General features: G+C 45.3%; 13 protein-coding genes. 8 read left to right on the forward strand and 5 right to left on the reverse strand.

The window, feature by feature from the left end; all coding sequences use genetic code 11:
• Window positions 1–12 precede the first annotated feature (12 nt).
• From codA to recJ, 4 genes are all read left to right on the forward strand, one after another.
• Complete coding sequence (gene codA / locus PMG71_RS16960) at window positions 13–1,251, forward strand: cytosine deaminase (protein WP_283754893.1); 1,239 nt, start codon at window positions 13–15, stop codon at window positions 1,249–1,251.
• Window positions 1,252–1,357: 106 nt separating this feature from the next.
• On the forward strand, window positions 1,358–1,774 hold the full coding sequence (locus PMG71_RS16965) for a XisH family protein (protein WP_283754894.1): 417 nt from the start codon (window positions 1,358–1,360) through the stop codon (window positions 1,772–1,774).
• Window positions 1,762–2,091 (forward strand): XisI protein, encoded by a 330-nt coding sequence (locus PMG71_RS16970; RefSeq protein WP_283754895.1) that lies wholly within the window; start codon window positions 1,762–1,764, stop codon window positions 2,089–2,091. The genes PMG71_RS16965 and PMG71_RS16970 overlap by 13 nt, the downstream gene beginning before the upstream one ends.
• 34 nt (window positions 2,092–2,125) lie before the next feature.
• A complete protein-coding gene (recJ, locus tag PMG71_RS16975) occupies window positions 2,126–3,940 on the forward strand; it encodes a single-stranded-DNA-specific exonuclease RecJ (protein ID WP_283754896.1) in 1,815 nt (604 codons plus the stop codon).
• A 24-nt stretch (window positions 3,941–3,964) separates the two neighbouring features.
• Here the strand turns inward: recJ and PMG71_RS16980 are convergent, their stop codons facing one another.
• Together PMG71_RS16980 and psb30 are read right to left on the reverse strand one after the other, a co-directional pair.
• The gene (locus tag PMG71_RS16980; RefSeq protein WP_283754897.1) at window positions 3,965–4,270 is read right to left on the reverse strand and encodes a hypothetical protein; all 306 of its coding nucleotides are present in this window, start codon (window positions 4,268–4,270) and stop codon (window positions 3,965–3,967) included.
• A 155-nt stretch (window positions 4,271–4,425) separates the two neighbouring features.
• Entirely contained in the window at window positions 4,426–4,566 is a 141-nt protein-coding gene (psb30, locus tag PMG71_RS16985; RefSeq protein ID WP_283754898.1) for a photosystem II reaction center protein Ycf12/Psb30, read from the reverse strand.
• Window positions 4,567–4,720: 154 nt separating this feature from the next.
• Here psb30 and PMG71_RS16990 point away from each other — a divergent pair, with 154 nt between their 5' ends.
• A complete protein-coding gene (locus PMG71_RS16990) occupies window positions 4,721–5,086 on the forward strand; it encodes a YkgJ family cysteine cluster protein (protein WP_283754899.1) in 366 nt (121 codons plus the stop codon).
• 186 nt (window positions 5,087–5,272) lie between these two features.
• Here the strand turns inward: PMG71_RS16990 and PMG71_RS16995 are convergent, their stop codons facing one another.
• The 3 genes from PMG71_RS16995 to PMG71_RS17005 all read right to left on the reverse strand — a co-directional run bounded on the left by PMG71_RS16995 (window position 5,273) and on the right by PMG71_RS17005 (window position 7,683).
• The gene (locus PMG71_RS16995) at window positions 5,273–6,106 is read right to left on the reverse strand and encodes an ion transporter (RefSeq protein WP_283754900.1); all 834 of its coding nucleotides are present in this window, start codon (window positions 6,104–6,106) and stop codon (window positions 5,273–5,275) included.
• Window positions 6,107–6,177: 71 nt separating this feature from the next.
• Complete coding sequence (locus PMG71_RS17000) at window positions 6,178–6,573, reverse strand: hypothetical protein (RefSeq protein ID WP_283754901.1); 396 nt, start codon at window positions 6,571–6,573, stop codon at window positions 6,178–6,180.
• A gap of 267 nt (window positions 6,574–6,840) precedes the next feature.
• Complete coding sequence (locus PMG71_RS17005; RefSeq protein ID WP_283754902.1) at window positions 6,841–7,683, reverse strand: SDR family oxidoreductase; 843 nt, start codon at window positions 7,681–7,683, stop codon at window positions 6,841–6,843.
• Window positions 7,684–8,198: 515 nt separating this feature from the next.
• Here PMG71_RS17005 and PMG71_RS17010 point away from each other — a divergent pair.
• The 3 genes from PMG71_RS17010 to PMG71_RS17020 all read left to right on the forward strand — a co-directional run bounded on the left by PMG71_RS17010 (window position 8,199) and on the right by PMG71_RS17020 (window position 12,644).
• Window positions 8,199–8,930, forward strand: coding sequence for a DUF928 domain-containing protein (locus PMG71_RS17010; protein WP_283754903.1), 732 nt, complete (start codon window positions 8,199–8,201; stop codon window positions 8,928–8,930).
• Window positions 8,931–9,000: 70 nt separating this feature from the next.
• Entirely contained in the window at window positions 9,001–11,238 is a 2,238-nt protein-coding gene (locus PMG71_RS17015) for a CHASE2 domain-containing protein (protein WP_283754904.1), read from the forward strand.
• A 149-nt stretch (window positions 11,239–11,387) separates the two neighbouring features.
• A complete protein-coding gene (locus tag PMG71_RS17020) occupies window positions 11,388–12,644 on the forward strand; it encodes a DUF3747 domain-containing protein (protein ID WP_283754905.1) in 1,257 nt (418 codons plus the stop codon).
• Window positions 12,645–13,144: the final 500 nt, after the last annotated feature.

Below are 13,144 nucleotides of genomic sequence, written 5' to 3' on the forward strand. Positions count from 1 at the left end.
GATTACTAGCTTATGTACGATTTAGTGATTAAGGGGGGACGATTTCCAGGGGGCGATCGCCTGGATCTGGCGATTTCTGGTAACCAGATCGCTGAAATTGCCCCAGAAATCAATGCTCCCAGCCACGAGGAACTCTGGGTAGAGGGTAAGTTAATCAGCCCTCCGTTTGTGGAGTCCCATATTCACCTAGATTCAGCTCTGACTGCGGGAGATCCGCGCTGGAATGAGAGCGGAACTCTGTTTGAAGGAATTGCCATTTGGGGCGATCGCAAGCAATCCTTAAATTATGAGGAACTCCAGCAAAGAGCCTTAAAAGCCCTCAAGCAACAAGCCGCACAGGGAGTCCTATGGGTACGCACCCATGCAGATGTCAGCGAACCCCATCTCATCGCCTTAAAAGCCTTATTGGACTTGCGAGAGGAGGTAAAAGACTGGCTAACCCTGCAAGTCGTCGCCTTTCCCCAAGATGGCATTTATGGACACCCCCAAAACGAACAGCTTCTGGAAACCGCCTTGCAACTCGGAGCAGATGCAGTTGGAGGCATTCCCCACTACGAATTCACCCGCGAAGATGGCGTACAATCCGTTCACCGCATCTTTGAACTCGCGCAACAGTATGACAAATTAATTGACATTCACTGTGATGAAATCGACGACGATCAAGCCCGGTTTTTAGAAGTTGTCGCTGCTTGTGCCATTCGTAGCGGACTCGGTTCACGAGTGACCGCCAGTCATACAACGGCTTTTGGTTCCTATAATAATGCCTATGCCTTTAAGTTAATGGGATTGCTCAAACGAGCAAATATTAACTTTATTGCCAATCCTTTAATCAACATTACTCTACAAGGGCGTACCGATACTTATCCCAAACGGCGCGGCATTACCCGTGTGAAAGAATTATGGCAAAATGGCTTAAATGTTTCTCTCGGCCATGACTGTATTCAAGACCCTTGGTATAGTCTAGGAACCGGCAATATGTTAGAAGTTGCTCATATGGCGGTTCATGTCTGCCAGATGACGGGAATGGCAGAAATTAATGCTTGCTACGACATGGTGACGACAGGAGGGGCAAAAACCTTAAATGTCTCCGATCTGTACGGGTTAGAAGTGGGAAAACCAGCTAATATCATTATTCTTGATGCCGAGAGTCCCTATGATGCCATTTGCCGACGAGCAACAGTGGAGGTGGTGATTTCTCAAGGGCAAGTGCGGGTTAAAACCGATGTGCCCCAAGTCCATTGGGAGGTTTAAGTGGTACTGGCATTTGTCTAGAACCTTGTAGTCCTCACAAGCCAGAACATTCAACAATGTACCCTACAAATCTAGTATACTAATTAAAGTATGCACGCCTCTTGATATGTCAGCCAAAGATCTGTTTCACAATACAGTACGAGTTGCTCTAGAAAAAGATGGGTGGAGAATTACGCATGATCCACTTTCAGTTTCTGTGGATGGGATTGAATTTTATATTGATTTGGCTGCTCAGAGGCTTTTGGCAGCAGAGAAAGAAGGTCAAAAAATAGCGGTAGAAGTTAAATCATTTCTGGGGAAATCAGAAGTTAGTGAGTTTCATACGGCTTTAGGACAAACTCTTAACTATCGTTCAGCCCTGCGAAAGAAAGAACCCGATCGCATGTTATATTTAGCAGTTAGTAATGAGGTGTATCTGCAATTTTTCTCGATTGTATTTATTCAAGATGTAATTGCCGAGCATCAGTTAAAGCTTGCCATTTTTGAAGTCACAAAAGAGGAGATTATTTTATGGAAGGAATAAACTACTCAGAGATCGTTCAAACTGTGTTGCAAAAACATACGGTAAATCACTTGTCTGATGGGACTGAAAAACAACTCATTTTCGATGTTCAGCGCGATCGCTATCTTTTAGTGTATTTGGGTTGGGAACATGAAAAATGGGCTTATGGGTGTGTTGTTCATATAGAAATTAAGGATGGCAAGGTTTGGATTCAGCGAGATTTGACTGAGGTGGGTATTGGCAACGAATTAGCAGAATTAGGTATCCCGAAAACCGATATCATATTAGGATTTCGATCGCCTTATCTCCGACAGTTTACGGGTTTTGGGATCGGTTAATTCCGGAACTCAGGGTATGATACGCTAAACGAAGATGGTACTGCTCTGGCGATCGCTCCCTTTAATGGATAATTCCACTTTTTCTCTCTCTGCCCCCACCACTGCCCCAGAAACCTTGAATCGACACTTGCCAAGGGTGGGGCGACTTCCTCAGCAGCGATGGCAGATTTTCGATCCCGCTCCCCAGATCGAGCAGTTTGCCCAACAGGTGAATTTATCCCCCTTAATTGCCCAAGTTTTGCACAATCGAGGGATTCAAACACCCTCAGAAGCCCAAGGATATCTACATCCGGATCGGCTCAAACTCCCCCATCCCTTGGAAGAATTCCCTGATTTAGAAAAAAGTGTGGCTTTGTTGAAAGAGGCGATCGCCCAAGGACAAAAAATTGCCATCTGTGGAGATTATGATGCTGATGGCATGACCAGTACCGCCCTCTTATTACGCAGCTTAAACCATTTGGGCGCTCAAGTCGATTATGCCATTCCCAGTCGCATGAATGAAGGCTATGGGATTAATCGCCGCATTGTGGAAGAATTTCACCAAGAAGGGGTCGAAATTATCTTAACGGTAGATAATGGCATTTCTGCCTATGACCCCATTGCGCGGGCAGTTGAATTAGGCTTAAGGGTAATTATTACCGATCACCATGAATTACCCAATCAATTGCCGCCAGCGACTGCTATTTTAAATCCCAAACTGTTACCCAAAACTTCGCCTTATGCTTCTGTTGCCGGAGTTGGAGTAGCTTATATTCTGGCTATTACTTTAGCCCAAGAGTTGGGACAAGCCAAAGCTATTTATCCTCTATGTTTAGAACTATTTACATTAGGGACGATCGCCGATCTCGCTCCCTTAACCGGAGTCAATCGACGCTGGTTAAAGCGGGGACTCAGCCGTTTACCCGATTCAGAATTGGCAGGAGTACAAGCCTTAATTCAGGTTTCTGGAGTCAACGATCGCCAGAAATCCCTTAAGCCGGAGGATATCGGCTTTCGCTTAGGGCCGAGAATTAATGCGATCGGTCGTTTATCCGATCCCCAAATTGTTATCGACTTATTAACAACTGATGAACCCGGAATTGCCCTAGAGCAAGCCATGAAATGCGAGCAAATTAATCGCCATCGTCAAGAACTTTGCGAGCAGATTACTCACGAAGCTATTAATATCATTGAACGAGAAAAAATCCCCCTATACGACGATCGAGTATTGGTCTTAGTTCAACCCGGTTGGCATCATGGAGTCATTGGAATTGTCGCTTCTCGTTTAGTCGAGCGCTATGGCGTTCCTGTGTTTATAGGAACCTATGAAGACGAGGATCGCATCCGGGGTTCAGCGCGAGGGATTCCGGAATTTCATGTCTTTGAAGCTTTAGAATATTGCGATCATCTGTTAGGAAAATATGGGGGGCATAAAGCGGCTGGTGGATTTTCTTTACCGAGCCAAAATTTAGAAGCCTTTCAAGAACAACTGAGCGATTTTTCCCATCGTTGCTTAGAACCGCAATGGCTAAAACCCTTGATCCGTATTGATGGGTTAGCCGATTTTAGTCAATTGGATCTAGATTTATATGGGCAAATCGATCGCTTGCATCCCTGTGGGATCGAAAATAATTTACCCATTTTCTGGACTCCGGATGTGCGAATTTTAGAGCAAAAAATTGTTGGAAAAGGGCATATTAAGCTCACTTTAACCGAGGAAAAGTCTAAGCGGATATTGAAGGCGATCGCCTGGCGCTGGCAAGATTACTTTCCTCTCCCTTCTCGATTAGATATTGCCTATAGTTTGCGGGAAAATACTTGGAATGGTAATACTACTCTTGAGCTAGAGTTAGTCGGAGCCAGACTTTAAGGGGAAATAGGGAATAGGAAATGATTAACTGTTGGCACTTTTGGCTTTCATGCGCCATTGCTTGCGCCAATGGTTAATTAACATTGTTAACCCTGTAATTAACATCCAGAGTAAACCTAAGCCATTGAGCAAAACATAAAAAGATTCAAAGGATTTACCGAAATATTCGCCTTCATGGATCACCATCAGGATATGAACCTGATCGCGAGTGAGTCCAAACCAATCTTTGGCTAACCGGTAGGAAACTCCGGTAAAGACGGTGGTGAACAGGGGAAGCAGGACAATGGGAGCGAGGGTTTTATGCAGAGTACGAATGGTGAGTTTAGCCATGATTAGCCTCCATAGACTCCAACCGTTATTTTACAGTGCTTTGTGGTGAGTGAGGTTTAAAGGGGGAGCGAGATCGATTTCAGTGCAGTGCCTAACACTCATTAAAAAAAAGCCCGATGCGATCGGGCTTTAGCGCGTAAGGAGTGAACGATATACTAGAGGTCGCCACCTCGTAAAAATAAAACAAAGATAACGGCTGGGCCAGCTACCACTACTAATGTTAGCATTAGTAGCTGTGCAATGAGTACCCAATCGATGCTGGCAAGACCTGAGAACAAATTCGTGACAAAATCCATGGCTCCTCCACTCTCAACCCTAGGAGTTGATGCAATTATATAGACAGAATGCAACTTCTGATTTTACATGGGGATCGACCCCAAGCTTTAAGGAAGTTAACAAAACTCAATAAAGTTTAGCCCAATTTCCCAGTCCAGCTTACGGAGTAGCTTTATGGCAACTTGGCGTTGTATTAAACAGTGTGGTGCGTGCTGCCATCTCGATCCAGACGAACGACCGGATCTCGACCAATACCTATCCCCTAGTGAGTTAGAACTCTACTATAGTTTGGTGGGCCCTGATGGCTGGTGCGTCCACTTCGACCATTTAAGCAAAGAATGTACCATTTATCCAGACCGTCCCCAATTCTGTCGGGTACAACCGGATGTATATGAGCGGATGTTTGGGATTGAACCGGAGGAGTTGAATGATTTTGCGATCGAGTGCTGTGAAGAGCAAATTGGGGGGGTTTATGGCGATCGCTCCTTGGAGTTGCTCCGATTTCGGCGCGAAGTTGGCTTAGAGACAGAAGAAATCTAAGTATTCACGGCGATCGCGAAGTGAGGGGATTTGGATTTTCCTGGGATGGATGATATCAAGTTCGCTTATTCATGTCCGCGAAGCGGAAATACCCTAATTAAAAATTTAGGGAGCAAGATGCTCCCACTCCAGTCATATCAAAGAATTCGAGGAGTGCGGGCATCTTGCCCGCTTCTTAACAAATTTTCATGTCCGCTTGCGGAAACCGGACTTGATATGATTTGTAAACTGGACTAAACTAGACCCACAATGTTTACAAAATTTAGCATCTGGATCGTGCAATAATAAGCCACAGTCCTGACATTCAACCCGCACTTTTTGAGCATCTTGAACAAAGTGTTTCACTAAGTCTCCAACTTGCCAAGGAATTAAGGTCACTCCAGTTAAAATCATGGCTAAGGTGATCCAGCGTCCTGCTTCGGAAAGGGGGGTAATATCCCCAAATCCTACAGTAGTCATAGTCACAATACAGAAGTAAAGAGCGTCGAAAAAATGGCGAAAAGCTTGGGGATTGATGGCATGTTCAATCTGGTAAATTAAGCCAGAATAAACAAAAATAATGGAAAAGAGGGTAAAGAAGATACGAGTAACAATCAGGTTATCTTCTGAGTCAATGATACCTAAAAAAGTTTTGGCCCGCAGATAGCGGAGAAGATGAAAGATCCGAAACCAAATTAGGTTTTCTGAGAATCCGATATGGATACTGAATAACCCCAAAATGAAGGGAATAAAGATGAAGAGATCGATTAGGGAATAAGGACTTAAGAAATACTCTAGTTTCTGTTCAGCACACCAAAGGCGTAGCAGATATTCAAAAATAAAGATGATTAGAATACAGGTATTGGCTAGGGCTAAAACTTGATGGATATTTGGGGGTAGATCGTAGGTTTGAATAACAAAAATTGCGGAAGAGATCGAGACTAGGGTAATAATGCTGAGGTTGACAATTTTCCCGAATAGGGTCTCAATTCCTAACCATTGACTAAGGGTTTGACGTGGGGAAATGAACTCAGAAGTCAAAATAATTAATTATTAATAATGAATGCTTTATCAAGTCGGGTGGGTCAATGCCCACCCTACCCATTCAGATCTTAGCCTACGGAGGTTAGAGTGCGATCGCCCGCTTCGCGATCCCTCTCGACTTCAGCCGTGACATCGGTAACTACCGTTTCCACTTCATACTCAACTTCTGGGGTTTCAGAAACTTCAGCATTGGCTTGAGCTGAACCCTTTTTGAGCATCATTCCCGCAGCGCCAAGTCCACCAATACCGGCTAAACCAGCAACTACAGCTAGAGGGTTAGGGCCATCACTGGTATGGGTATGGGGAGCTACATCACCGATCAGGGTATCGGAAGGCGTAGTTTCACTGCTCCCTTCACCAATAGACTTGCTCAGGAAGCAGCCTTGAGCGGAAGCACCAAAGACGGCCGTGGTGGCGATCGCCAAACCCATGACACCGCCGACAAAGTAAGAAATTTTGCTCATATATAAAAGGGTTAAATTAGGGTTTACATGAATTCAGATTAGGGTTTTACCCTAGAGCTTATTATGAATGATGACCCATTTCACGGCAACTAACCGTTATCTGAGTAACACTTGTGCGACGACGGGAAAGTGATCGGAGATTAATACCCCTTGCCATGGCGATCGCTCAACTCTAACAGATAAGAGAGAACAGCGAGCATCATAGTAAAGGGTATCGACGGCATCCCAAGCTTGGCCGGTGAATTCATGATAAGTATTTTGTTCTGCTTACTCATTACTTAACAGGCGATCGCCATAGCGAAACTGATAACCCGCATCCTTGATTTTCTGATTAGAGACCCAAACATTATAGGGTCTGGGGTCGGGTAAACTAGCATCCCAAGTCACGGGAGGATAGTGATGTAATCTCAATAGGCGATCGAGGAAATCTTGACGAGTTAAATGGGCATCATCGACTAAATTATAAATACCCTGCAACCCTCGATCGCAACTATGGGCGATCGCGCCCACAATATCTTCTAGGTGAATCCAATTGGTGGCTTCTTGACCCGTTCCAGGGCGAACGGTTCCCGCCATCATGCGATAAATTTTAATCAATTCCCGGTTAGGGCCGTAAATTCCCCCCAAACGAAAAACGCAAACCTTACGATCCGGAGTTTGGGCACTCAAAAGTACCTGTTCCGTTTCGGCTAAAATTCTACCGTTATCAGAGACGGGAGCAACGGGAGTCATTTCATCAGCGCTCTTACCTTGGCGATCGCCATAGACTTGATAACTGCTGGTATAAATAATCTGACGCACTTGGGGCGCGTTCTCTAGGGCACAAACCAGGCTTTGAGCCGTTCCCAAATAGGTATCCCGATAACCCTGTGGGCTGCGGTTAGTCCGTTTTGCCCCCACACTCAGAAGAATAATTTCCTGGTTTTGGATAAGACTCTGAAGTTCTGGGGTATTACTCCCCTCTAGAACAATAACCTGATGGGCGATCGCTTCTAAATCCCTTACCCGCTCCGGTGTTGTTGTCGTCACCGTCACCCGATGCCCCCGATCGAGCCAATATCGACTACAGGCACTTCCCACATAACCACATCCAATAATTGCAATTTTCATCCCTAAATTTCCACCCTGGGACTCTTGAATAAAGTTCACAATTTGTTGTATAGGATTTACAAACGAGCTGTAAAACCCGATTAGGTTTTACTCTACCACTAAAAAAGCTTCTGGAGCCTTGTTTTCTATTCCCGGTTTCCCGTTCGCTATTGTCTTTGGGAACCCCTTGAGTTTACAACCCAAATATAATTGATCTATGGTTTTTCTCAAGGTAGGTGGCGATCGCATAAGCCGATGCTAGAGAAGTTACAATAACTTGATGGAACTTGCCCTTTTTGATCTCGTCAACCCTTGCATTGAACTGGGAATGATTATTCTTGGAGCCAAAATCAATGTAAACATAAAGCTTCTTTGCTCCTGATCTGGTCAGGCGATCGCATGACTGTTCTAAAGCTCCCGTTTCTTTCTATTACCCATTAGAGTTTAGCCTATCGGGTGAAGACTTTACCCATGACGCTATGCCACGGTAGAGAAACCTATCCAATCTGTTTGCCCAAAGGAGATGTATTCACACTATGAACTTCAAATTTTTTCCTTCCTCCCTGAAATTCCTGGCACTTATGCTCACTCCCGTTCTACTCGCTCCAGCAGTTCTTGCCCTAGAATTCCCTCCCACAGGTGGAGTTGGCGCTCCTACAGGAGGAAGTGCTGGGGGTGGAGTTAGGGGAGCTTCCGCTTGCGTCACCCCCCAAAATGGACTCTCCTTGATGGCTTTGAGACCCCCTCAACCTGACAATTATGTGGGTCAAACGGCTAGTAATACCCCGACCATGTTCTTTTATGTGCCTAAAACCAAAGCACAATCGGCAGAATTTATTTTAGTCGATCGACAAGGCAATGATGTTTATACGGAAGAATTACAACTCTCCAAAGATGGGGGTTTGGTGAGTGTCAAGATGAATTTACCCGAAGCAATGGGAGACTCAAACGAATATACCTGGCTCTTTGTTCTGGTTTGTAATCCCAGTGACCGAGGAGCGGATGAATCCATTCAAGGGCAGATTCGCCAGATTACCTTAGATCCCAGTGTAATAGCAGATTTGGAAGCCGCCCAAGCTGAAGAAGACTTACTCAAACAAGCAGAGCTGCTGGCCCAAGCTAAAGTTTGGTATGATAGCCTAGCGATCGCCGCTCAATTGCGGGATTTAGATGCTGGCCCTTGGGAAAGTCTCTTGAAATCCGTAGGTTTGGATAAATTAACCCAAACCCCCATCCTTTCCTTGGAAAGTATCACCGGAAATCCTTAGCATTGTTCAGTATTGTAGGGTGCGTACTTCACATGCAGCATAACGGAAGACTACTGTAACCCTAGGTTCTATGTGGCAAACAATTAAAGATTGGTTATGGCAACAGCGAGGAGTCTGGATTGCGACTCCTTCAATAACCTTTGTGGTCATTCTGTTGCGATTAATGGGCGCTCTACAAGGGGGAGAATTGGCCCTATTTGATCTGTATATGCGCTGGCGGCCCCTAGAACCTCGCGATCCCCGGATTGTGATTGTGGGTATTGATGAAGCCGATGTGCAAGCCATTGGTCAGGCCATTATTCCCGATCGGATTTATGCCAATCTTCTCCAGAAGTTAATTGCGATGGAACCTAGGGCGATTGGTTTGGATATTTACCGGGATTTACCAGTTGAACCCGGACATCAAGCTCTAGTAGAAGTGTTTGAGAATACGAACTATTTAATCGGTATTCAAAAGGCTGTAGGAGATGACCAGCGCGATCGCGTCGATCCCCCTCCTGCCTTAAAAGCCAAAAACCAGGTAGGAGCCAATGATTTATTGCCCGATGCCGATAGTAAGGTGCGTCGGGCATTAGTGTCTTTAGATACTCCAGAAGGGGAAACCATTTATGGTCTCCCTCTTTATCTAGCCCTTCTATATCTGCAACCAGAAGGAATTGGGCCTGAAGTCGTAGGTGAAAAAACTTGGCGGTTAGGAAAAACGGTTTTTGCTCCGATTCCAGCCAATATAGGAGCCTATTTGGGTGAAGCAGAGGGTGGATATCAACTCATGCTCAATTATCACGGGCCCAGTCAATCCTTTGAGACCGTTTCCCTGATGGATGTCTTGCAAGATCGAGTCCCCAAAGATTGGGCTAAAGATCGTATTGTTTTAATTGGTGCAGTAGGAGAATCCTTTCAAGACCTCTTTCCTACACCCTATACCCGGACTCCCTCCCAACGGATGGCAGGGGTAGAAATTCATGCCAATATTACCAGCATGATTCTCAGATCTGCCCTAGAAGGACGACCCCTGATTAAAAGTTGGAATGAGATCGGTGAAAACCTCTGGATTCTCTTCTGGGCTTGGGTTGGAGCAGTTTTAACCTGGAGATTACGCCATAGCGGAGGCTTAAATACCTCTACCATTCGTAAGGCGATCGCCCCGATCGCTACCCTTCCCCTGTTAATCCTGACAACCTATGGAGCCTTTTTAATCGGATGGTGGTTACCGGTAGTTCCCTCCATTCTTAGTTTAGTTGGCTCCTTTGTAGCCATTACAGGCTATATTGCCCGCAGTGCCGGAGATATTCGCAAAACCTTTGGCCGCTATCTGAGCCAGGAAATCGTCGCTACCCTATTAGAGCATCCCGAAGGACTAAAGTTAGGTGGTGAACGACGCAAAATCACCATCCTCACTTCCGATTTGCGAGGCTTTACCGCTCTGTCTGAACGCCTTTCCCCAGAGGAAGTTATTAAAATTCTCAACTTTTATCTCGGCTACATGGCCGATGTCATTACTGAATATCAGGGAACCATTGATGAGTTTATGGGGGATGGCATTTTGGTCTTGTTTGGCGCTCCCATTCCCCGTGAAGATGACGCTCAAAGGGCGATCGCCTGTGCCGTAGCCATGCAACTGGCCATGAAACCAGTGAATGTGCAGATGAAGGAATGGGGCCTATCTTCCCTAGAAATGGGAGTTGGGATCAATACAGGTGAGGTCGTTGTCGGTAATATTGGTTCCGAGAAACGTACAAAATACGGTGTCGTCGGCTCTCAAGTCAATTTGACTTATCGTATTGAATCTTACACGACTGCCGGACAAATTTTAGTCTCTGAATCGACCCTCATAGAAGCCGGCCCAGAGGTCAAAATTAATAGCGAAAAACAAGTCACACCCAAGGGCGTAAAAACTCCAATTACTATCTATGATATTGGCGGAATTGCCGGCCAGTACCAGCTTTATCTACCCAAAGAAGAAGAGCATTTCTTTCCCTTACCCCAAGCCATTCCTCTTCAGTATGCTCTGCTGGAGGGCAAGAATATCAGCGATCGAGTCAACCAGGGTGAGTTAATTGCCCTATCAGAAAAAGGGGCAACTATTCTGATTAATCCAGAGTATGCGGATCAAATCCCCTCCGGATTAACCAACTTAAAAATAAATTTCTTTAAGGATGAGCAACCGGAAAATAGAGAAGATGTTTATGCCAAAGTGCTAGATAACCCTCAGTCTAAGGATCGGTTTTCGATCCGCTTTACCTCCAAACCGCCCCCTGTAGAAGCTAAGTTAAAGACCTTATATCAGGCGATCGTTAAACCTTCGTAATTCAATCTGAATCTTCGGTTATAGACAGCTCTAAAAGTGTCACACCCTCTAGAAACAATTCACGGATACCCTTCGACTGGGGGGGTACTGGAGAACAGAACACCTCTCTTGTACACTGCTTACATTAAGTCTACTCACCAATAACCATTATGAATAAATCACTCCTCTCTCGTTTAGCTGCTATTGCCACCACCACAGTCGTTGGGATGACGACATGGGTATCGATTGCTCGCGCCTTCTTCGATCATACTGAAGTCACACAAGAGAATTTTATTGCGATCGCAGCTCCACGAGGAACCAGCGCCCATCAACTCCTCATTTTGGAACAAAAATCCAACACCCGTCAATGTTGGAGTGAAAGCGGCCAAAGCCCCACCATTGTTAATCCCCTTCTACTTAATTTTGACTTTACTGGTATTTGTGGTCGCAGTACCGATAGTAACGGCTTTTCTATTCGCGTTGATAATCAAGATCTTGCCCTCCAGTACAGCCTGCGGATTGTTAATCGCAACAACGATTTAGTCTTAGTTGGCTCATCCAACACTCCAGGAGGCCCAGAAATAGAAATTGGTCGCACCTATGGCGCAACCTCCGATTTTGCCAAAATTTATCTCAATCCCGGTTGGCGCTTTGCCAAACGCTCCTATGAAGGCCAAACCCTCGGCCATGTTTATCTACTCAACGATCAACAACTGAGTGCATTGATTGGTACATCTCCCAATCCAGTTGATCCCAACCCGGTTGATCCTAACCCAGTTGATCCCAATCCTCCTGCACCCACCACTCCCAGTTTCAAAGATATTGCCAATGACATTTATGCCACGGAAATCAATCAAGCAGTCGATATCGGCTTTATTTCTGGTTTTGCCGAAGACAGCACCTTCCGTCCCCAAAATCCCCTCACACGCGAACAATTAGTCTCCATGGTTTTAGAATCTCTCAAAACCATTCCGGGCACTAACGTGAACATCCCCACAGCTACCGCCACATCTCCCTATCCTGATGTTGCCTCCTCTCGATGGAGTTCCGCCAAAATCAAATGGGCAAAAGACAACAATATTGTCAGTGGATACACAAATGGTACATTCAAACCCGCCCAATCCGTCACCCGTGCAGAATTAATGGCTGTCCAACGTCGTGCAGCCGAATTTGCCCGTAAAACCAGTGCTTTAAATCCCCAACTCGAAGCCAAACAAAATCCCCAATCCTTTAGCGACATTAACAATCATTGGGCTTCTGATCTCATTACCCAAATGTCTACCTATTGCTCTGTCGCTTCCCCATTAAATGAATCTGGGACTCGGTTTGTTCCCAATGATAATGCTCGTCGCAACTACGCAGCAGCAGCCACATTACGGATGCTCAACTGTGTCACATCGGATATTACCACCGCTTCTGCTCAGTAGACTTCAATCCGTATTGAGGTAAACACCTTGATAGAGAGGAGGGCACTTAAGTCTTCCTCTTTTTTGTATCTGTTTCAGCCATGATACAGAAGGCTTAACCCCAAACCTCCCCATAGTAACTCTATTGAGATAGAACCAGCATCTCGCATCGTGCTTTTGGATAATTTAACTAAGCATTTAGACTTATTTTACGAAACCAGAGCTAGATCGCTTGTCAGAGCGATATTTTTTTTGTTTGCTGGAACCCTTGATTTCATTAGGTTTTCAGTAAATTTCAAAAAAAGTTTCAAAAAAGGGTTGACAAGGAAGGGGAAGATTGGCTATATTCGTATTTGTGCTTGAGAGGACGGCAGCGAACGGCTGACCCCCAATCGAAGCCACCGAACCTAGAAAATTCTATAGTTTGAAAGCCTAAACTAAATGAGTTAGACCCTCGTTAGTGAATTGAACTGAAGCGCTCTCTTTAGGGAGAGAAGCTAAAGTTAATCAAGATGATAAGG

The sequence above is a fragment of the Roseofilum acuticapitatum BLCC-M154 genome, assembly GCF_030068475.1.
Classification (GTDB): Bacteria; Cyanobacteriota; Cyanobacteriia; order Cyanobacteriales; family Desertifilaceae; genus Roseofilum; species Roseofilum acuticapitatum.